We start from the raw sequence: 19,701 nt of genomic DNA, 5'->3' as shown, positions 1-19,701 counted from the left end.
TTTTTTGCCCGATGAGACGCCTATGTCCATATCGCTGAAATTACGTATCGCCGGCCTTGCAGGCCTGCTCCTCAGTCCGCTTGCCCAGGCGGACTTTTCAATTCCGGGATTTGAGTTGGTACACACCGTGCCAGTGGACACCCAACTTGGCACCGCCGATCTGCGCCAGCCCGGCCCCGTGTGGATCCAGCTGTTCGACGGCGCGAAAAGCCGCATCGACATCGGCCAGTTCTACGCGGCCGACCATCCTGGCTCGGTGATGGACAAGGTGATTGAACACCTGGAAGCCGCCGGCAAACGCGGGGTGAAAATTCGCTTCCTGCTGGAAGAAAAAGGCGTGCGGCTGTCGGAAGCCTCGACCCTGGAGCGCCTGAAAGCCATTCCCAGCCTGACCTTCCGCATCCTGCCCTATGGCAAGCTGAGTGGCGGGATCATCCACGCCAAGTATATGGTTGTGGATGGCAAGCAGGCGTTTATCGGCAGCCAGAACTTCGACTGGCGTTCGCTGGAGCATATCCACGAAACCGGGCTGTTGATCAGTGATGCAAATGTCGTCGCCCAGACCCAGGCCATTTTTGAACAGGACTGGCAGGCCCAGGCTGCGTTGGCCGACAACCAGCCTGTTGCCCTGCCCGCCACAGGCGCCACACCGGCACGCACCGGCAACTACCTGGTAGCCAGCCCCCAGCGCTACAACCCGCCGGGTGTGGGTGATTCGCAGCTGGAACTGCCACGTCTGCTGGGCGAGGCGAAAAAGGAAGTGCGCGTACAACTGCTGGACTACGCGCCGCTGTCCTATGGACCTGACAGAACCCGGCCTTACTACGCGATGATCGACAATGCAGTGCGTGCAGCGGCAGCGCGCGGGGTCTCGATCAAGTTGATGGTATCCAACTGGAACACCGAAGCGCTGGAATTGCCGTACCTGAAAAGCCTGGCGGTGCTGCCGAATGTCGAGGTCAAGATCGTCACGCTGCCCGAGGCCAGGCAAGGATTCATTCCTTATGCGCGGGTGATCCACAGCAAGACCATGGAAATCGACGGGCAAGTGGCGTGGGTGGGCACCAGTAACTGGCTGGGGGGTTATTTCGATAACTCGCGCAACCTGGAAGTGGTGATGCGCAGTGAGGCGATGGCCAAGCGCGTGGGAGATTTACACGAGCAACTGTGGGACGGGCCGTATGCCAAGGCATTGGACGTGACAAGCGAGTACCCGGAGCCGCATCCGGGCAAGCCGTGAGCCGTTGCCTGCAAATCCCATGATTTGCGGGCAATGTCACATTGCCAGATATGAATGTTGCACTTTTCCGCCGTTGCGCTGACCAACCCTGCACACCTCATGGATGGAGAGCAGGGATGAACACCACACGCAATGGACTGTACTGTACGGCGCTGGTTTGGGCGGCCATCGGGCTGGCAGGTTGTGCCAATTCCATGACCTCCACCGGGGTGCCGGGGGTGAAGATGGGCGACAGCTATGAGCAGGTACTCGCCGTGGTCAGCCGTGACAATACGGTGACCAGGAAGATCGACGGGCAGGGATTCCGGGCTGAGGGTTACTCGCAGACATTCAGGGATTGTCGCAGCACATATTTTATCTTCCAGGGCGCCGATGGCTTGCAGATGGTCAGCCATGAGCCCGCGCCGCATCTGTCGGTCAGCCAGAACTGCCGCCAGCCATGAGCACTTTACGTGTCATTCCCGCCCTGTTCCTGGTGCTCCTCAGCGGCTGTGGCCAGGTATATAACGTCCGCTCCCTCAACACCGCCTATACAGCGCCACCGTCTGCCGAGACGGCGCGCTTGCGCATTATCAGCGACGGCATGGTGCGCGCAGTGCCCGGGCGCGATTGTCTGGACTGGAATGTTCCCGGAGCAGGCGTGATGGTGTCCGCCAAATCCGGCTTCGCCGACCGCAATGGCGCAAGCCTGGGGATGCCGGGGCCGATTTACACCTGGGACGGTGCGGTGTCGTCCGAACAGGTGATTCCGGCGAACACGCCCATTGCCTTTCATTACCTTGGGTTGCCGCAATATGGCCGGCAATGTTTCAACACCATGACCTTTATCCCCAAGCCCGGCATGGACTACATGGTGCGAGCATCAATGTCCGGGAGTTGCTCATTCGAGCTTGCTGAGCTGCCGAAAGGTGCCGAACGATGGAGTCCGATTGAACCGACGCCATCGGGAAGGCTATCGATGTGCCATGCGATGGATAATTTCTAGCGGTACAAACGCAACGTGGGCCGAGGCATTGCACTCCGGCTCACAAAAAACCCACAAACAAAAACGCCGATCATTGCTGATCGGCGTTTTCGTTAAATATGGAGCGGGAAACGAGACTCGAACTCGCGACCCCGACCTTGGCAAGGTCGTGCTCTACCAACTGAGCTATTCCCGCAAATGGCGTCCCCTAGGGGACTCGAACCCCTGTTACCGCCGTGAAAGGGCGGTGTCCTAGGCCACTAGACGAAGGGGACACGCTACTGAAACACATGGTGTGTATTTCAGTGCCCAGAGATTAAATCCGAAGATTACGCCCTGGTTTCACTCAGTGCCGCCCGAGGGCAACACTGCTTAAATTTGGAGCGGGAAACGAGACTCGAACTCGCGACCCCGACCTTGGCAAGGTCGTGCTCTACCAACTGAGCTATTCCCGCATATGGCGTCCCCTAGGGGACTCGAACCCCTGTTACCGCCGTGAAAGGGCGGTGTCCTAGGCCACTAGACGAAGGGGACACACGTACAACATTCACTCCCTACCGCGTTTCGCTGTGTGCTTTACGCTGTAAGTGGCGCGCATTCTATGGATGGATTGGGAGGTCGTCAACCCCCAAGGATAAATTTATTTAAATCAATGACTTCGCCGTGGTTTACGGGGGTTGCAAGGGTTTCTCGCCGTCCAGGCTTTGGCGCCTATATTCTGGCGTTCCACAAGGCGCTATAGTTCGCCACAGCAAATGATGGCAATGTGCATCTACGCAGGGACTGCCCCGCTATATAGAAGAAACTACTGACGCAACTGGTCGCTCAGTCCTATCCGGTCACTGCACCAGTCACTACACTTCAATGCAAACCCCATAAAGAGGTCACACCGGTGACACCACTCATGATCACCCTGCTGGTAATAGCCGGGATCGTAATACTGATCGCCATTGGCTACATGAACCACGTGGTGGAAAACAATAAGCTGGAAAAGAACCGGACCCGGATCGAACTCAATGACCGGCTGCGCCGCTGCGGCGAAATCACCGAGACCTTCCCTGGCCAGTTGATGACGCCGCGACTCAAGTTGCTGCTGACCCGCCTGGAGCTCAACGTCAATCAGCGCCTGCTGAACCTCGACAAGTCCAATGCGTCGCTCAAGGCACGCATCACTGAACTGAACGCACTGGTGGCCCAGGGCGAATCGATTCCGGTGAACAACCCGCCCGGCCCGATCCAGACCGAAGCCAAGGCCAAGGATGTACGTTTCCTGCTCGAAGCACTGCATGGCCAGGTGACCCGAGCGGCCCAGGACGGTTTCCTGCCGACCAATGAAGCCAAGCACTGGATCAAGGAAATCCGCCATATCCTGGTGCTGCTGCACATCGAGTTCTTCAACAACCTGGGCCAGCACGCGCTGCAACAAGGCCAGCCGGGCCAGGCTCGCCTGGCGTTCGAACGCGGCGTGCAGTACCTGCGCAAGCAGCCTGAGCCGGTGGTGTACAGCCAGCAGCTGCAATTGCTCGAGAAACAGCTGGCGCGCGCCAACTCCATGGTGCTGTCCAACCTTGAACCGGCTGAAGACGAGGTCAACGAATTGACCGAAGGCTTGAAAGTGGTGGATGCGGACGCCGACTGGAAGAAGAAAGCCATCTACGACTGATCCCCTGCCATTGTGGTGGGCGGCAAACCCGCTCGCCACATGCCATCACTCTGCACCTATCCCCTTCCCCTCGAATAGCGTAAAAAAGGCCCCCTCACTCCGTTAACGAAAAGGGCTTCGCCATGCCTGTCGTGCTCATCGATGGACAACCGCTGCACTACCTCGACCAGGGCACCGGCCCGGCCGTTCTCCTCGGTTCCAGCTACCTGTGGGACAGCCAGATGTGGGCGCCGCAGATCGAAGCCCTGTCGCAACAGTACCGGGTGATCGTCCCCGAGCTTTGGGGCCACGGCGAGTCCGGCGCACTGCCTGCAAACACTGCATCCCTGGACGACCTCGCACGCCAGCACCTGGCGCTGCTGGATCACCTGGACATTGCCCGGGTCAACCTCGTGGGCTTGTCGGTCGGCGGCATGTGGGGCGCACGCCTGGCGCTGCTGGCTCCCGAGCGGGTCAACAGCCTGGTGCTGATGGACACGCACCTGGGCGCCGAGCCGGAAGCCACTCGCCAATACTACTTTTCGCTGTTCAAGATGATCGAAGACGCCGGCGCCATTCCGGAACCGCTGCTGGATGTGGTGGCACCGATCTTCTTCCGTCCCGGTATCGACCGGGAGTCGGCCTTGTACCAGGATTTCCGCAACGCACTGCAGGCCTTCCCCAAGGAACGCCTGGTGCACAGCATCGTGCCCCTGGGCCGGATTATCTTCAGCCGCGCGGATGTGTTGGCACAACTGGCGCGCCTCGACACCGACACCACCCTGGTGATGTGTGGCGAGCAGGACAAGCCACGCCCACCGGCCGAATCAGAGGAAATGGCGGCCTTGATCGGCTGCGCGCTGACGTTGATTCCGCACGCCGGGCATATCTCCAGCCGGGAAAACCCCGATTTCGTCAACGAAGCGCTGCTGACCTTCCTGGCCAACAACGCCTGACCGCCCTGCCCTTTGATCACCGCAGGCCTGCGGTGATCAAAGGCGGAAGTGCCCGACCATCCCCTTAAGCTCCGTACCCAACTGCGCCAGCTCGATGCTCGACGCTGCATTGCCCTGCATGCTCAACGCCGATTGATCGGCACTCGCACGGATGCTGGTGACGCTGCGGTTGATTTCCTCGGCCACCGAGCTTTGCTCTTCGGCCGCTGCGGCAATCTGCTGGTTCATCTGCTGGATCAACGACACCGCCGCCGCGATGCTGCCCAGGGCGCTTTCGGTTTCCAGGGCATCACTGACCGCCAGCTTGACCAGTTCGCCGCTCTGCCTGATCTGCTGCACCGAAGCCTGCGCAGCGCTGCGCAAGGTACTCACCAACCGTTCGATTTCCTCGGTCGATTGCTGGGTGCGCTTGGCCAGCGCCCGCACCTCGTCGGCCACCACGGCAAAACCGCGGCCCTGCTCGCCCGCCCGCGCCGCCTCGATGGCCGCATTCAGCGCCAGCAGGTTGGTTTGCTCGGCCACGCTCTTGATCACCTCAAGGACGGTGCCGATAGTCTGGATCTCCGCGCTCAGGCTTTCGATGCTGGTACTGGCGGAGGTCGCGGAGCTGGCCAGCAACTCGATACGCTGCAAGCTCTGGCGCACCACCTGCTGACCGCTGTCGACCTTGTCATCCGCCGTCTGCGCCGCCTGGGCCGCTTCTTCGGCGTTGCGCGCCACATCGTGCACGGTGGCGGTCATCTGGTTCATGGCCGTGGCCACCTGCTCGGTTTCTTCCTTCTGGCTGCTGACCTCGATATTGGTCTGCTCGGTGACGCTGGACAGCGAATGGGCCGAGCTGGCCAGTTGCTCGATACCCGCCTGCAACCCGCTGACCATGCTGCTCAGGCCGCTGCTCATCTGTTGCATCGCGAGCATCAACTGGCCCATCTCGTCCCGGCGACTGACTTCCATGCGGCCACTGAGATCACCGGCGGCAATCTGCTGGGCCACTGCAATCACGCTGCGCAACGGTGCAACGATCAAACGGGTAATGATCCACGCGGCAATCAGCCCGACCAATAACGCCAACGCCGAAGAACCGATGATCAGCAACGCGCTTTTCTTCAACTGCGACTGCATCGACAGGTCTTCTGCGTCGTAGGCCTGATTGACCCGGGTGACCACTTCGGCTGCGCGCTCGTGCAACTGCTTGTAGACGACTTTTTCCTGGGCCAGCAGCCCGGTGTATTCGCCGAGTTTTTCGCTGAAGGCCGCGATATGCCCGGACACTTCGTTAAGCACGGTTTGGTAGCCAGGATCCTTGACGGTGGTTTTCAGCTGTTCGACCTGGGCCAGGGCCTGATCGGCCTGCTCGATCTTGCCCTGCTCGGCGTTCTCGTCATCGCCCTTGCGGCTCTGGTCCAGGCGCACGTGCGCTTCGTTCATGGCCTGCAGCATCAGGCGCGAGACCTGGCTGACCTGCCCCGCCTGCTCGATGAATTCGGCACCTTCCTTGCCCTGGCTTTCCTTAAGGCCATAGGCGCCGTCGTCCGCCAGCCCGGCCTGCAACACATCAAGGTTGTTGGCGACACTGGAGACCGACCAACTGGCCATTTCCAGCGCCAGGTCCTTGGTCTGGGTCAGCTCGACAAACTCATCGAACGCCTTGCGATACGCCGCCAGCGCCTGCTCGACGTCGCTCATCACCGGGACATTGGCAGGCGACTGGGCCTTGAGAATTACCGCCTGGGCCGCCAACGCGTCGACACTTTCGTGCAAGGCGTCCACCGACTTGGGGTCGGCATGCAGCGCGTAGTCCTGCTCGATCAAGCGCACCTTGAGCAAGCCGCTGTTGAGCGCCGACATGGCTTTAAGGCCCTCGAAGCGCTGGCCAACGGTTTGCAGCGACCACACGCCAATCGCGGCCACCAATGCCGTCAACAGCAGTACCAGGGCAAAGCCCAAGCCCAGTTTCTTGGCCATACCGAGGTTGGCAAAACGTCGTTGCACGGCAGAAATCATTGCACTTGAGTCCTCTTGCAATGGCGAATGCCATCAAGCCAGGTTTCGATACAGCGAGATTCGCAACCCCGGGGCACTGAATACAAGGGTTTGGCGCCACAATAATGGCAAAAAGCTACATCCTCGTCGTTTTCAGAATGGTAGAGGTCGATCCTGCCGGCCCCATGGCCTTGAACAACGCCAGTGCACGCTGATCAGAAGCGTAGGCCACATTGATGCGCAGCCAGTCGCTGGATTCGCCCGTCGGGCTGAAAAGCGTCCCCGGCGACAGCAACACCCCCAGCCGGCGAGCCCGCGCCTGCACGGTGGAACGGTCGCCGACACCAGGGCGCGCCCAGAGGAACATGCCCCCCGCCGGCACCGCAAACACCTCCCACTCTTCGTCTTCCAGCACCTGCAGGGTCATGGCCATTTCCGTGCTCAGCCGCCGGCGCAGGCGTTGCACCCACTTGCGGTAGGTACCATTGGCCAGCAACGTAGCCACCACCGCCTCGGCAAACCGCGAGGTGCCGATGCCGGTCAAGGTCTTGACCCTGGCCAATTGCGCGATGATCGCCCCGCTGGCCGTGAGGTACCCCACCCGCAAGGCGCTGCTGAGGGTCTTGGAAAAACTCGAGACATAGATCACCCGGTCCTCGTGGGGCAACGCCGACAACCGGGTGCACGTGGCATGTTGCAGGTCGCCATAGACGTCCTCCTCGATGATGAAGAAGTCCTGGGAATGGGCCAGTTGCAGCAAGCGCTCGGCCACCGCCAGGGACAGGCTGGTGCCGGTGGGGTTGTGATACAGGCTGTTGATGAACAGGCACTTGGGCCGGTGCCCGCGCAACAGCGCTTCCAGGGCAGGCATGTCCGGGCCGCCACGGGTGCGCGGCACTTCCAGCAGCTTGACACCGTGAAAGGCCAGTTGGCGGTAAAGGTTGCCGTACCCCGGGCTTTCCACCACCACGGTGTCGCCGGCCTTGAGCAGCGTGCGGATCAGCAGGTCCTGGGCGTGGCTCGCGCCGTGGGTGGTGAGAATATGCTCGACCCGGGTTGCCACCTGAATGTGCGCCAGGCGCTTGAGCAGCTGTTCACGCAGGGCCGGCAGGCCCAGCGGCGTGCTGTAGTTGAAGACCGCAGCAGTGTCGGTGCGGGTGACTTCACGAATCGCGTAACTGATGTCGTCGCTCTCGCGCCAGGTGTCCGGCAGCCAGCCGCATCCCAGTTTCAGTTCGCCCAGTTGATTGTCGATGAAGGCGCCCCACCCCGACTCGGCGCCCTCATACCATTGGTTTTCACCGCGAAGACCACGCTCGGCGGGTGGCTGGGCCACACAGAAACCGGCGCCTTGCCTTGAGGCCAGCACCCCTTGGGCAACCATCCGCTCGAACGCCTCGATGACGCTGGACTGACTGAGCAGGTTCTCGTGGGCCAGTTGCCGCACCGAGGGCAACCGCGTCCCGGGGCTGGCGCCGCTCTCGCGAATCCAGGCGGCCAGCGCACTGACGATTTGCTGCACTACCGGTACAAGGGCTTGTCGATCGATCCCTAAATCCATGAGCCACTCACTTAAACTGTTGTCATTTAACCCAAACCAGTTAAGCACAGAAGCCCAATGACAGCCGCGATCAAGATTTATTAAATCATTGATTTAATTGAATTATTTACCTAGTGAAACACATTCAGGTGAGGCATCTGGCCACCTGCGGAAAAACCCCACAGCGCCTCCAACGCTTTTCTGAATGGCATCCGCCTCACTTCCTAAATCGCGGTCGCGCCACCGTCCACCGCCAATGCCTGGCCCGTGGTGAAGGCAGCACCGTCGCTGCACAGATAAAGCACTGCGCTGGCGATCTCCTCGACCTTGCCGATACGCCCGACCGGGTGCATGGCGGCGGCAAATTCGGCTTTGCGCGGGTCAGCTTCATAGGCACGGCGGAACATATCGGTGTCGATCACGGCCGGGCATACCGCGTTGACGCGGATTTTCTTTTTCGCGTACTCGATCGCCGCCGACTTGGTCAGGCCGATCACCGCGTGCTTGGACGCGGCATAGATACTCATCTTCGGCGCCGCCCCAAGTCCTGCCACAGAAGCCGTGTTGACGATGGCGCCGCCGCCCTGAGCCAGCAGCAACGGCAGTTGATACTTCATGCACAGCCACACGCCCTTGACGTTGACGCCCATGATTGCGTCGAACTCATCCAGGCTGCCGTCCGCCAGCTTGCCCTTCTCGATCTCGATCCCGGCGTTGTTGAAGGCATAGTCCAACCGGCCATAGGTGGCCACGGTCTGCTGCATCAACTGCTGCACGTCCGCTTCGAGGGTGACATTGCAGCGCACAAACACCGCTTCGCCACCGGCCTGATGAATCAGCGCCACAGTGCCCTCGCCGCCAGCCGCGTCCAGGTCGGCGACTACGACTTTCAAGCCTTCAGCGGCGAACGCCAGCGCAGTGGCGCGGCCAATGCCGGCGGCCGCACCGGTCACCAGGGCGACCTGGCCGGAAAATGTCATGCTCATGGTGGATGTTCCTTCGATGGGGATGCTCGATGACCCCAGTCTAGCCAGAGCCACCATCGGCGCGTCAGCACTATCAAAAGCCCGGTTGGCGAACCATGAGCCGCAGTGATAACGGCACCGGCATCACTATCATTGCAGTGGATCGGTGTGCATTCGCAGGTGCCGCGCACCTTGCCGGTGCAGCCCGAAGGGTCTATCACTCAAGGTCTACTTCTCAAGAGTCGCTGCCATGACTGCCCAGACCAACCGCCAATTCCTGCTCGCCAAACGCCCGGTCGGCGCGGCCACACGGGACACCTTCACTTACCAGGAAGTGCCGGTGGGTAAACCCCAGGACGGCCAGGTGCTGGTGCACAACGAATACCTGTCCCTGGACCCGGCCATGCGTGGCTGGATGAACGAGGGCAAATCCTACATTCCACCGGTGGGTATCGGCGAAGTCATGCGCGCCCTGGGCGTAGGCAAGGTGATCGCGTCGAACAACCCGAAATTTGCCGTGGGCGACTACGTCAACGGTGCCTTGGGTGTGCAGGATTACTTCCTCGGTGAGCCGCGGGGTTTCTACAAGGTCGATCCGAAACTCGCGCCGTTGCCGCGTTATCTGTCGGCGCTGGGGATGACCGGCATGACCGCTTACTTCGCCCTGCTGGACACCGGCGCGCCCAAGGCCGGCGAGACCGTGGTGATCTCCGGCGCGGCAGGCGCGGTGGGCAGCATTGCCGGGCAGATTGCCAAGATCAAAGGCTGCCGCGTGGTAGGCATCGCTGGCGGCGCCGACAAATGCAGGTTCCTGGTGGATGAGCTGGGTTTTGATGCCGCCATCGACTACAAGAACGAAGACGTGCATGCCGGCCTCAAGCGCGAGTGCCCGAAAGGTGTGGACGTGTATTTCGATAACGTCGGCGGGGACATTCTCGATGCCGTGCTCAGCCGCCTGGCATTGAAAGCCCGCGTAGTGATCTGCGGCGCCATCAGCCAGTACAACAACAAGGAAGCTGTCAAAGGGCCGGCCAACTACCTGTCACTGCTGGTCAATCGTGCGCGCATGGAAGGGTTTGTGGTGATGGACCACGCGGCGAATTTTGCCGCTGCCGGGCAGGAAATGGCCGGCTGGATGGCTCAGGGCAAGCTCAAGAGCAAGGAAGATATAGTCGAGGGGCTGGAGACGTTCCCGGAGACGCTGATGAAACTGTTCAACGGTGAGAACTTTGGGAAGTTGGTGTTGAAGGTCAGCTGACACACCGCAGAACCAAATGTGGGAGCGGGCTTGCTCGCGAAGGCGGTAGAGCAGTCACCTTATGCATTGACTGTCACACCGCCTTCGCGAGCAAGCCCGCTCCCACATTTTTTTACCGTGCCCGCTTCAGGTCGGGTAGGTCAGGCAATCTCGGCAACTACCGCTGCCAGCGCCTTGGCCGGGTCGGCCGCCTGGCTGATCGGGCGACCGATCACCAGGTAATCGGAACCGGCATCCAGGGCCTGGCGTGGGGTCAGGATGCGACGCTGGTCGTCCTGGGCGCTGCCCGCCGGGCGAATCCCCGGGGTCACCAGTTGCAACGCCGGGTGGGCGGTCTTCAGCGCCTGCGCTTCCAGCGCCGAGCACACCAGGCCGTCCAGGCCAGCCTTTTGCGCCAGGGCCGCGAGGCGCAGCACTTGTTCCTGTGGCTCGATGTCCAGGCCGATGCCGGCCAGGTCTTCACGCTCCATGCTGGTCAGCACGGTCACGCCAATCAGCAGTGGCTTGGGGCCGCTGCGCTGATCGAGCACTTCACGGCACGCAGCCATCATGCGCAAGCCGCCGGAGCAGTGCACATTGACCATCCACACGCCCATTTCGGCGGCGGCCTTGACCGCCATCGCGGTGGTGTTGGGGATGTCGTGGAATTTCAGGTCGAGGAACACCTCGAACCCTTTGTCACGCAAGGTGCCGACAATTTCGGCGGCACAACTGGTGAACAGTTCCTTGCCAACCTTGACCCGGCAAAGCTTGGGGTCCAACTGGTCAGCCAGCTTCAGTGCGGCGTCACGAGTGGGGTAATCCAGGGCGACGATGATAGGAGTCTGGCAGGCGGACATTGGAATGGGCTCTCAGGCAAGTCGAAATCGGCGCGGATTGTAGCGCAAGCAACGGGTTTGCGGGATCCGATGATCGGTAATTCGCGATTTAGCCGCCATATTGCGGGCTCCAGGGCAATTGTGTCGAAACAGATACATTCCCGACATGCCTGCAATACCCCCGAAGATTAGCCTCGCACACGTGAACCATCGTACAGAACTTCCAGCCCCGGGGCTGGGCGCCTATGCTGAACGCAACAACCTCGCCGCCGAGCTTCGGCCCGGCGGCCAACCAGGTAGATGATCGCACCATGCAAACCCTGACTCCTGTGCTGAATGACGATCAAAAAGCCTCGCTTGTCGGTGAAGACAAACGCTGGAATACCCGCGCACTGATTGTCGACGACGACGTGCCGATCCGCGAACTGCTGATCGATTACCTGGCGCGCTTCAATATCCTCGCCAGCGGCGTGACCGATGGCGCGGCCATGCGCCAGGCCATGCAAGCGGAGACCTTCGACGTGGTGGTGCTCGACCTGATGCTGCCGGGCGAAGACGGCCTGTCGCTGTGCCGCTGGCTGCGGGCGGAATCGGACATCCCGATCCTGATGCTCACCGCCCGCTGCGAACCTACCGACCGCATTATCGGCCTGGAACTGGGGGCCGACGACTACATGTCCAAGCCCTTCGAGCCCCGTGAACTGGTGGCGCGCATCCAGACCATCCTGCGCCGGGTGCGGGATGACCGCACCGAGCAGCGGGCGAATATCCGCTTCGACAACTGGCGCCTCAACAGCGTGCTGCGCCAGCTGGTGGCCGACGACGGGCTGGTGGTGCCGCTGTCCAACGCCGAATTCCGTTTGCTGTGGGTGTTTATCGAGCGCCCGCGCCGGGTGCTGAGCCGCGAACAATTGCTGGACGCGGCCCGGGGTCGCTCCATCGAGGCCTTTGATCGCAGCATTGACCTGCTGGTCTCGCGCCTGCGCCAGAAGCTGGGGGACGACCCCAAGGCCCCGCAGTTGATCAAGACCGTACGCGGTGAAGGCTACCTGTTCGACGCCCGAGATATCGGCTGATGCGCAACGCCTTCAACACCCTGTTCGGGCGGCTGTTCGGTGTGTTGCTGGTAGCGATTGTGCTGGCCCACGCGCTGGCATTCTTCTGGTTTCACCATTATGGCCCGCCGCCCCCTCCGCCCCACGAGACCTTCATCGAGCAACCGGACGGCAGCCTGACGCCAATGCCCAAGGAGCATCGCCGTCCCTGGTTCGGCGGGCCTGTGGTGCCACTGACCTTCCAGTTTATCTCGCTGATCATCGCCGCCTGGTATGGCGCCAAGCTGCTCAGCCGGCCGATCCAGCGCCTGAGCGCAGCAGCCGAGCGCCTGAGCCTGGACCTCGACAGCCCACCGCTGAACGAGTCCGGCCCACGAGAGGCGCGGCAAGCGGCATCGACCTTCAACCTGATGCAAAAGCGCATCCGCGAACAGGTCACCCAGCGTGCCCGCATGCTGGGCGCCGTGTCCCACGACCTGCGCACGCCGCTGTCACGGCTCAAGCTGCGCCTGGAACAGATCGAAGACACCAAGCTGCAGGGCCAGATGCGCCAGGACCTGGACGACATGATCGGCATGCTCGACGCCACCCTGAGCTACCTGCACGAGCAGCGCACCAGCGAAACCCGGCATTGGCTGGATGTGCAGGCGCTGGTGGAGTCCCTGAGTGAAAACGCCCAGGACCGTGGCTCCGATGTGCAATGCAGTGGTGAGTGCGCGCCGCTGCAAGTGCAACCGATGGCCCTGCGTTCGTGCCTGAACAACCTGATCGACAACGCCCTGCGGTACGCCGGCACCGCGCGCATCGAACTCGCGGACACTCCGCAGGCGCTGGTGGTTAAGGTGATCGACCACGGCCCGGGCATTGCGGCGGATAAACGCGAGGCGGTGTTTGAACCGTTTTATCGGCTGGAAGGCTCGCGCAACCGCAATTCCGGTGGCGTGGGGTTGGGCATGACGATTTCCAAGGAAGCCGTGGAACGCCTCGGTGGACGGCTGAGCCTGGAGGAAACTCCGGGCGGCGGCCTTACCGCCGTAATGTGGCTGCCAAGGGCGTAGGAATGGTTCCTGCGCCCTGCAGGAACCATTACTGCCCGGTTTTATCTTCCCGCCGCACCTGAGCCTGGGTGGCACTCCAGTCGGTCAACAAGCTATACGCCACCGCCAGCAATGTCGGGCCGATAAACAGGCCGATAAAGCCGAACGCAATCAACCCGCCAAACACCCCCAGCAACACGATCACCAGCGGCAGGTTGCCGCCACGGCTGATCAGGTAGGGCTTGAGCACGTTGTCGACGCCGCTGATGATGAACGTGCCCCATACACCGAGGAACACCGCATAGGTGTAGTCGCCCTTCCAGGCGAGCCAGGCGGTGGCCGGAATCCAGATCAGCGGCGGGCCCATCGGAATCAGGCTGAGCAGGAACGTCACGATCCCCAGCACCAAAGCCCCCGGAACACCGGCAATCCAGAAGCCGATCAGCGCCAGCAAGGCCTGGGCGGCAGCGGTGCCGATCACACCGTTGACCACCCGCTGCACCGTACCCGCGACCAGTTCGATGTAATAACCCGCCCGGTCGCCGATCAACCGCTCCAGCAAGCGATGCACAAACATCGCCAGGCGCGGCCCGTCACGGTAGAAAAAGAACACGAACACCAGGCTCAGGGTCAGTTCCAGGATGCCGCCGCCGATCTGCGCACTGCGGGCCAGCAACCAGTTGCCGACCTGGCCCAGGTACGGTTTCAACGTGACCATCAGTGCCGCGCCCTGCTGGTCGATGCTGTCCCACATCGCCACCAATCGTTCGCCGACAAAGGGAATGGAGCCGAGCCAGGTGGGCGCCGCAGGCAAGCCATCCACCTGGATATCCTTGATCAGGCCCACGGCATCGCGCACATGGTCGGCCAGGTTGAACCCCAGCCAAACCAGCGGCAACGCCACCAATAGCATCCAGACCAGGGTCAGGATCCCGGCGGCCAGCGATTCGCGACCGCCCAGCCAGCGGGTGAGCAAGCGCATCACCGGCCAACTGGCAAACGCCAGTACCGCGCCCCAGAACAGCGCCGACCAGAACGGCGCCATCACCCAGAAGCTGGCACCAAACAACACCAGCAGCAGGATCTGCACCAGCAGGCGATCGTTATTGAGCATGTGGTTTCTCGAAAAGAAGTCTGTAAGAGGAAGAGCTTAGGCGAACGGCGCGGGTCCGTTCGCCCTGGAACGGTCAGCGTATCAGATGCAGGTGCAAACCCTTGGCTTCGGTGGTGCCGGTTTCCAGGCGCGCCGCACGTACGCCCTGATCGATCAAGCCCTGGCGCCATGCCTCGGCGGTGGGCCCGGTCAAACTGACCCGCAACGTGGCATCCAGGTTCAATCCGCGGGAAATAAGGGTGAGCCAGGTGGCGTCAGGCTCGGAGCCCAGCTTGGGAAAATCCAGCTCGCCAGTGCTTTTCAGTTCCCGCAGCAGCGTAGCGGAGGTCGGCAGCAAATCGCCCAACGGTGCGCTGGCGTCCATCTGTTCCACGTGCAGGTACGCCCGTCGATTGCCCCGGGTGATGCCGTACAACGCGACCAGGGAGTTGTCCTGCGGGGCCGCCAGGCGCAGCAGCAGGTATTCCTGCTGGCCGTCGGCGCCCACCAGCTTGGCATTGCCGAACACTTCATTGGCCCACAGGCTGCTTTCACCGCAATCACGGGCCTGGCACCAGAACAGCAGTTGCGCGCCCTGGGCCTGCAAGGCTTCGCGGGTGGCGGTAAAGGCGGCGCTGGAGGTGTGCTCGGCAGGCAGTTCGTAGGTGATGGCAGTGGCTTGGCCGCGGGCGGTGGCCTGGCCTTCATAGCGCAGCTGGCCGCTGATCTTGCGGATCGAGCCCAGCGGGTAGATACGTTCTTTCTCTTCGGCGGGACGGTAGTCGACGATCTGCGCGTCGACCTGACGGGCCACGGCGGGCAAGTCCTGGCTACCCGGTACGTCGGCGGCAAACACCAGCGGGCTGAAACAGCACAGCCCCAGAACACGGAAAAATCCCTTCTGCATACTCATCGGATCGGCGCGCCCTGGCCATTGGGGTGCGCTGCGGTGTTGAGATCGTTCATGGTTGACTCCCTTTCGATCCGCCCAGCCTCGGCAGTTGACCCCGCCAAGTCAAGGCGTGGAGAAGAACCGATTGAAACAGTCTGCAACAAGGGTAGCGCCTGGCTCGTCATTCAGGTGCAAATGATGGCCACCGGGCAAGGTAGTCACCTGGAACGGAAGCCCGGAAAGCAATTCGGAATGTTTCGCCAACATGCCGTCTTCGGCGACCACCAACTGTGTCGGACAGCCGACTCGGCGCACGAAGGCCATCGCCTGTTCTTCTGTCAGGCGCATGGGGGAGGCCAGGGTCAGGCGGCTGTCGCTGCGCCAGGTGTAACCACCCGGCACGGGCATCAAGCCACGCTGGGCCAGCAGTTCGGCGGCTTCACGACTGACTGCCACCACGCCTTTCATCCGCGCTTCCACCGCGCGATCAAGGGTGCTGTACACCGGCTTGCGCTTGTCCTGCAGGTTCATTTGCGCCTGCAACGCCATGCCGAGGCGTTCGGCGGCGTTGTCTGCGGTGCCGGTCGGCGGGATCACGCCATCAATCAATCCCAGGTGCGTCACCCGCTCCGGCAAGGCGCCGGCCAACACCAGGGAAACGATGGCGCCGAGGGAGTGGCCAAGTAATGCAAAACGTTTCCACCCGAGTTGTTCGGCGACTTGCAGCACGTCGTGGACGTAATCCCACAGGGAATAACCGGCGCCAACGGGTCGATGGGCCGAGTGACCATGGCCCGCCATGTCCAGCGCAACGATGCGCAGGCCATCGAGTTTCGGTGCCAGGCGGGCAAAGCTGTTGGCGTTGTCCAGCCAGCCATGCAGGGCAATCACCGGCAGGCCATCTTCAGGGCCGAACAGATGCGCCGCCAACTCGATGTGCGGCAGCGCCAGGCGGACTTCTTCGACGGGCGCAGTCATGCGCAACTGCGCTCGCGCTGGCGAGCTTCCCAACGGGCAAACAGGTTCTTGATCAAAGTGGCGGTGTCCTGTGGGCGTTCAAGGGGAAACATGTGGCCGCCGGGCATGGTCAGCATTTCGCCCATGGGCATGCGCCCCACGCCGCTGGCATGGTGACGCATCACCACCCGGCTCTGGCGACCACGCACCACCGCCAGCGGCACTTTCAGTTGCCGGGCCTGGCCGGGGCTGGTGTGGGGCACGCCGCGGTAGATGCTGATTTCGGTGGCCGGATCAAAGCGCAGGCGCAGGCGATCACCCACCGGTTCCAGGCCGTGTTGCAGGTAGGCATCAAAACAGTCGGGATCAAAGCCGCGAAACAAGGTCTTGCCGGCGAAGTACTGGCGCGCAGCCGCCAGGTCGGCGAACTCTTCACGACGGCCCAGGGTGCGCCCCGCCGGGGTCAGCCGGTCGATAAAGCCGAAACGCTTGGCCGCGCGGATCACCCAGCGATCGGCCAGGGTCAGCACCGGGGAATCGAGCATCACCACCCCGCGATACAGCTGCGGGCAACGCATGGCCGCGTGCAAGTGCAGCACGCCACCCAACGAATGGCCCACGCCCCACACCGGCTCCGGTTGTTGCTCAAGGTGGTGGATCAGTTCGTCCACCAGGTTCTGCCAATTGTCATCCACTGGAAACCGGGGGTCGTGACCGTGCTGCGGCAAATGCGCGACGGCGTACTCCGGGGCCAGGGCGGCAAACAATTTGCCGTAGGTCGCCGAAGGAAAGCCATTGGCGTGAGCGAAAAACACGTGCTGCGACATACCTGATCCATCACCGTAAACAGAGTGTTGATTCTCCCCAGACCGGGCAGTCACGGCAATGACTGTAACTGCCAGGAATGATGACACTCACGCCACGCCTATCGGGCCGGCGGGTTCTCCCCCAGCGGCACCACGGCCATGGTCAGGCGCGATACGCAGCTGGCCTTGCCTTCATCACTGGTCAGGCGAATGTCCCATACGTGGGTGGTGCGTCCGATGTGAATAGGCTTGGCCACCGCAGTCACCCGCCCGCTGCGCAGGCCGCGCAGGTGGTTGGCGTTGATTTCCAGGCCAACGCAATAGAACTTGCTGGCGTCGATGCACAGGTAACTGGCCATGGAGCCCACGGTTTCCGCGAGTACCACCGACGCGCCGCCGTGCAGCAGGCCGTAGGGTTGATGGGTGCGGTGGTCGATCACCATGCTGGCCGTCAGGGACTCGTCGTCAAAACGTTCAAAGCGGATATCCAGTACTTCACCGATGGTGTTTTTCTGAATCGCATTCAGTTGCTCGATATTCGGTTGGGTGCGCCACAGGCTCATTGATCGGTCCTTATTGGTTTTATGTCAGTGCTCAATCCTGCCACAGCACGGCTTCGGAGCGCTCGCTCCAGGCCAGGAACTGCGACCCGTAGGCTGATTCAATCACGTTGCGCTTGATCTTCAAGGTCGGCGTGAGAAAACCGTTTTCCACCGCCCAACTGTCTTTCACCACCACCAGTTGGCGCAAGCGCTCATGTTTATCGAGCACTTGGTTGACCTCTTCCAGCAAGCGTTCAAGGCTGCCCTGCAAAGCCTGGCGCCCAGCGCCTGCGGCATCTTGCAGACCCACGGCAGATAACACGCACAGGCCCATGGGCGCACTCAAGCCATCGCCCACCACGCACACCTGCTCGATGCGTGCATGTTCGGCCAGGCGGTTTTCAATCGGCGCCGGGGCCACGTATTTGCCTTTGCTGGTCTTGAAGATTTCCTTGAGCCGCCCGGTCAGCCGCAGGCGGCCATCGGTGCCCTGCTCGCCCTTGTCGCCGGTGCGCAGGAAGCCGTCGGCGGTGAGGGTCTCGGCAGTTTTTGCCGGGTCCTTGTAATAACCGAGCATGGTCGCGCCGCTGCGTACCTGGACTTCGCCGTCGTCACCAATGCGCACTTCGACGTCCGGGCATGGCGGGCCGATCCAGCCGAGTTTCTGCTGGCCGGGGCGGCACACGTGGGAATAGCCGCAGCTTTCGGTCATGCCATAGACCTCCAGCACATCCAGGCCCAGCCGGCGATACCAGACCAACAGTGCTTCGGGCACGGGGGCTGCGCCGGAGATCGCCACGCGCACAGCGTCCAGGCCCAACCCGGCGAGTACTTTGTGGCCGACCCGCTTGCCGATGAAGGGCAGGCGCAGCAAGGTATCGAGGCGGCTTGCGGGGATTTTGCTATAGACGCCCATCTGGAATTTGGTCCAGATCCGCGGTACGCCGAACAGCGCTGTTGGCCTCGCCCGTTTGAGGTCTGTCAGAAAAGTGTCGAGGCTCTCGGCGAAAAATACTGTCTGTCCGGTGTAGATCGAGGCCATCTCCACGAACATGCGTTCGGCGACGTGGCACAGCGGCAGGTAGGACAGCAGGCGGTCGCCCTCCCCCAGGCCGAACAGTTCAGTGCCGCGGATGGCCGCGAAGGCCAGCGCGCCGAAGCTGTGCATCACGCCCTTGGGCAGGCCGGTGGTGCCGGAGGTGTAGATGATGGTGGCTAGATCGGATGCTGCGGGCGCGGGGTTGTCCTGAATGGGTGAGCAGGCTTGCAGGTCGGCCCAGGTGAAATCGAATTCGCCATCGGGGCACAGCGGCAGGCTGATGGTGGGCAGGTCGGCCTTTACTCCGGCGGACATGGCGGGCCAGTCGTCCAGTTTGCCGATAAATGCCAGTGCGGCTTCGGAATGCTCGAGTACGTGGGCGACGGAGTCGGCGGTGAGGTTGGGGTAGAGCGGGACCGAGACGTGGCCGGCCATCCAGATGGCGAGGTCGGCGATGATCCAGTGGGCGCAGTTTTTCGAGATCAGGGCGATGTGGGAGCCCTGGGGCAGGTCGCGGGCTCGCAGCCAGTGGGCGGCGCAGCGGGCCTGGTGACCGGCTTCGGCCCAGGTGAGGGTTTGGACCTCACCGCCTTTGATGGGCTGAACCAGGAATCGTTGCCGTGGGTGGCGGGCTTCGCGGTCGAAGAAGACTTGCAGCGGCAAACGAATAGCGACAGACATGGACGCGCTCCTTTGTGTTCCGATGGTAGCCAACCAAGCACTTGCTTGGCTGACTATTTCATGGGAGCGCGGGGGGTGCAAGTTCTGCTGTTTGGGGGTATATCCGTTATTTGGGTGATGGCTGAAATGGGTTCCGCTCTTACAGCGGCTCACTTTTGAAAAGCGCAAAAGTAAGCAAAACGCTCTTGCCCCACCACTCGGCACCTCGCTTGGGCTCGGTGTGCCCTCACTCC

General features: G+C 62.0%; 18 protein-coding genes, 4 tRNA genes and 1 pseudogene. 8 read left to right on the top strand and 15 right to left on the bottom strand.

The window, feature by feature from the left end:
* The first annotated feature begins 22 nt into the window (after positions 1 to 22).
* From HX814_RS25700 to HX814_RS25690, 3 genes are all read left to right on the top strand, one after another.
* Complete coding sequence (locus tag HX814_RS25700; protein ID WP_177010086.1) at positions 23 to 1,240, top strand: phospholipase D-like domain-containing protein; 1,218 nt, start codon at positions 23 to 25, stop codon at positions 1,238 to 1,240.
* 116 nt (positions 1,241 to 1,356) lie between these two features.
* On the top strand, positions 1,357 to 1,683 hold the full coding sequence (locus HX814_RS25695) for a hypothetical protein (RefSeq protein WP_177010085.1): 327 nt from the start codon (positions 1,357 to 1,359) through the stop codon (positions 1,681 to 1,683).
* Entirely contained in the window at positions 1,680 to 2,225 is a 546-nt protein-coding gene (locus HX814_RS25690; RefSeq protein ID WP_177010084.1) for a hypothetical protein, read from the top strand. Before HX814_RS25695 ends, HX814_RS25690 begins: the two co-directional genes overlap by 4 nt.
* Before the next feature lie 99 nt (positions 2,226 to 2,324).
* Here the strand turns inward: HX814_RS25690 and HX814_RS25685 are convergent.
* From HX814_RS25685 to HX814_RS25670, 4 genes are all read right to left on the bottom strand, one after another.
* A tRNA-Gly gene (locus HX814_RS25685) sits at positions 2,325 to 2,400 on the bottom strand.
* Positions 2,401 to 2,403: 3 nt separating this feature from the next.
* Positions 2,404 to 2,479 (bottom strand) — tRNA-Glu (locus tag HX814_RS25680).
* A 104-nt stretch (positions 2,480 to 2,583) separates the two neighbouring features.
* A tRNA-Gly gene (locus tag HX814_RS25675) sits at positions 2,584 to 2,659 on the bottom strand.
* 3 nt (positions 2,660 to 2,662) lie between these two features.
* Positions 2,663 to 2,738: transfer RNA gene (locus HX814_RS25670), tRNA-Glu, on the bottom strand.
* Between the two features lie 370 nt (positions 2,739 to 3,108).
* Between HX814_RS25670 and HX814_RS25665 the strand changes: the two genes are divergently transcribed.
* A complete protein-coding gene (locus HX814_RS25665; RefSeq protein WP_003217193.1) occupies positions 3,109 to 3,867 on the top strand; it encodes a hypothetical protein in 759 nt (252 codons plus the stop codon).
* A 122-nt stretch (positions 3,868 to 3,989) separates the two neighbouring features.
* Positions 3,990 to 4,802 (top strand): alpha/beta fold hydrolase, encoded by an 813-nt coding sequence (locus HX814_RS25660; RefSeq protein ID WP_177010083.1) that lies wholly within the window; start codon positions 3,990 to 3,992, stop codon positions 4,800 to 4,802.
* Between the two features lie 36 nt (positions 4,803 to 4,838).
* Here HX814_RS25660 and HX814_RS31810 read toward each other — a convergent pair whose 3' ends face one another.
* From HX814_RS31810 to HX814_RS25645, 4 genes and pseudogenes are all read right to left on the bottom strand, one after another.
* Positions 4,839 to 5,681 (bottom strand): methyl-accepting chemotaxis protein, encoded by an 843-nt coding sequence (locus tag HX814_RS31810; RefSeq protein WP_371132479.1) that lies wholly within the window; start codon positions 5,679 to 5,681, stop codon positions 4,839 to 4,841.
* Positions 5,682 to 5,699: 18 nt separating this feature from the next.
* Positions 5,700 to 5,924 (bottom strand): annotated as a pseudogene (locus HX814_RS31805) (HAMP domain-containing protein); the annotation flags it as partial.
* Positions 5,925 to 6,921: 997 nt separating this feature from the next.
* The gene (locus HX814_RS25650; RefSeq protein ID WP_003217187.1) at positions 6,922 to 8,346 is read right to left on the bottom strand and encodes a PLP-dependent aminotransferase family protein; all 1,425 of its coding nucleotides are present in this window, start codon (positions 8,344 to 8,346) and stop codon (positions 6,922 to 6,924) included.
* 203 nt (positions 8,347 to 8,549) lie between these two features.
* A complete protein-coding gene (locus HX814_RS25645) occupies positions 8,550 to 9,311 on the bottom strand; it encodes an SDR family oxidoreductase (RefSeq protein ID WP_008431261.1) in 762 nt (253 codons plus the stop codon).
* 229 nt (positions 9,312 to 9,540) lie between these two features.
* Between HX814_RS25645 and HX814_RS25640 the strand changes: the two genes are divergently transcribed.
* A complete protein-coding gene (locus tag HX814_RS25640; RefSeq protein WP_008431260.1) occupies positions 9,541 to 10,548 on the top strand; it encodes an NADP-dependent oxidoreductase in 1,008 nt (335 codons plus the stop codon).
* Positions 10,549 to 10,688: 140 nt separating this feature from the next.
* Here HX814_RS25640 and pyrF read toward each other — a convergent pair whose 3' ends face one another.
* Positions 10,689 to 11,387 (bottom strand): orotidine-5'-phosphate decarboxylase, encoded by a 699-nt coding sequence (pyrF, locus tag HX814_RS25635; protein ID WP_003217180.1) that lies wholly within the window; start codon positions 11,385 to 11,387, stop codon positions 10,689 to 10,691.
* 290 nt (positions 11,388 to 11,677) lie between these two features.
* On the opposite strand from pyrF, the gene HX814_RS25630 reads away from it, so the two are divergent.
* Together HX814_RS25630 and HX814_RS25625 are read left to right on the top strand one after the other, a co-directional pair.
* Positions 11,678 to 12,442, top strand: a complete 765-nt coding sequence (locus tag HX814_RS25630; protein ID WP_032898726.1) for a response regulator — start codon at positions 11,678 to 11,680, stop codon at positions 12,440 to 12,442.
* Positions 12,442 to 13,479: a cell wall metabolism sensor histidine kinase WalK gene (locus HX814_RS25625; protein WP_003217175.1), complete on the top strand. Its 1,038-nt coding sequence runs from the start codon at positions 12,442 to 12,444 to the stop codon at positions 13,477 to 13,479. Before HX814_RS25630 ends, HX814_RS25625 begins: the two co-directional genes overlap by 1 nt.
* 28 nt (positions 13,480 to 13,507) lie before the next feature.
* On the opposite strand, the gene HX814_RS25620 is transcribed toward HX814_RS25625, so the two are convergent.
* From HX814_RS25620 to HX814_RS25595, 6 genes are all read right to left on the bottom strand, one after another.
* On the bottom strand, positions 13,508 to 14,572 hold the full coding sequence (locus tag HX814_RS25620; protein WP_003217173.1) for an AI-2E family transporter: 1,065 nt from the start codon (positions 14,570 to 14,572) through the stop codon (positions 13,508 to 13,510).
* A gap of 73 nt (positions 14,573 to 14,645) precedes the next feature.
* Positions 14,646 to 15,464 (bottom strand): DUF4892 domain-containing protein, encoded by an 819-nt coding sequence (locus HX814_RS25615; RefSeq protein WP_177010082.1) that lies wholly within the window; start codon positions 15,462 to 15,464, stop codon positions 14,646 to 14,648.
* 102 nt (positions 15,465 to 15,566) lie between these two features.
* Positions 15,567 to 16,421 carry an alpha/beta hydrolase gene (locus tag HX814_RS25610; protein ID WP_087695368.1) on the bottom strand — a complete coding sequence of 285 codons (855 nt, stop codon included), beginning with the start codon at positions 16,419 to 16,421 and terminating at the stop codon, positions 15,567 to 15,569.
* Positions 16,418 to 17,227 carry an alpha/beta fold hydrolase gene (locus tag HX814_RS25605; RefSeq protein WP_177010081.1) on the bottom strand — a complete coding sequence of 270 codons (810 nt, stop codon included), beginning with the start codon at positions 17,225 to 17,227 and terminating at the stop codon, positions 16,418 to 16,420. The genes HX814_RS25610 and HX814_RS25605 overlap by 4 nt, the downstream gene beginning before the upstream one ends.
* A 98-nt stretch (positions 17,228 to 17,325) precedes the next feature.
* Complete coding sequence (locus tag HX814_RS25600; protein WP_087695369.1) at positions 17,326 to 17,769, bottom strand: hotdog fold thioesterase; 444 nt, start codon at positions 17,767 to 17,769, stop codon at positions 17,326 to 17,328.
* Between the two features lie 31 nt (positions 17,770 to 17,800).
* Positions 17,801 to 19,468: an AMP-binding protein gene (locus HX814_RS25595; RefSeq protein ID WP_102369643.1), complete on the bottom strand. Its 1,668-nt coding sequence runs from the start codon at positions 19,466 to 19,468 to the stop codon at positions 17,801 to 17,803.
* Positions 19,469 to 19,701 lie beyond the last annotated feature (233 nt).

The organism is Pseudomonas sp. C8002 (genome assembly GCF_013385765.1).
Taxonomy (GTDB): domain Bacteria; phylum Pseudomonadota; class Gammaproteobacteria; order Pseudomonadales; family Pseudomonadaceae; genus Aquipseudomonas.
This window is presented reverse-complemented; position numbering and strand designations above follow the sequence as displayed.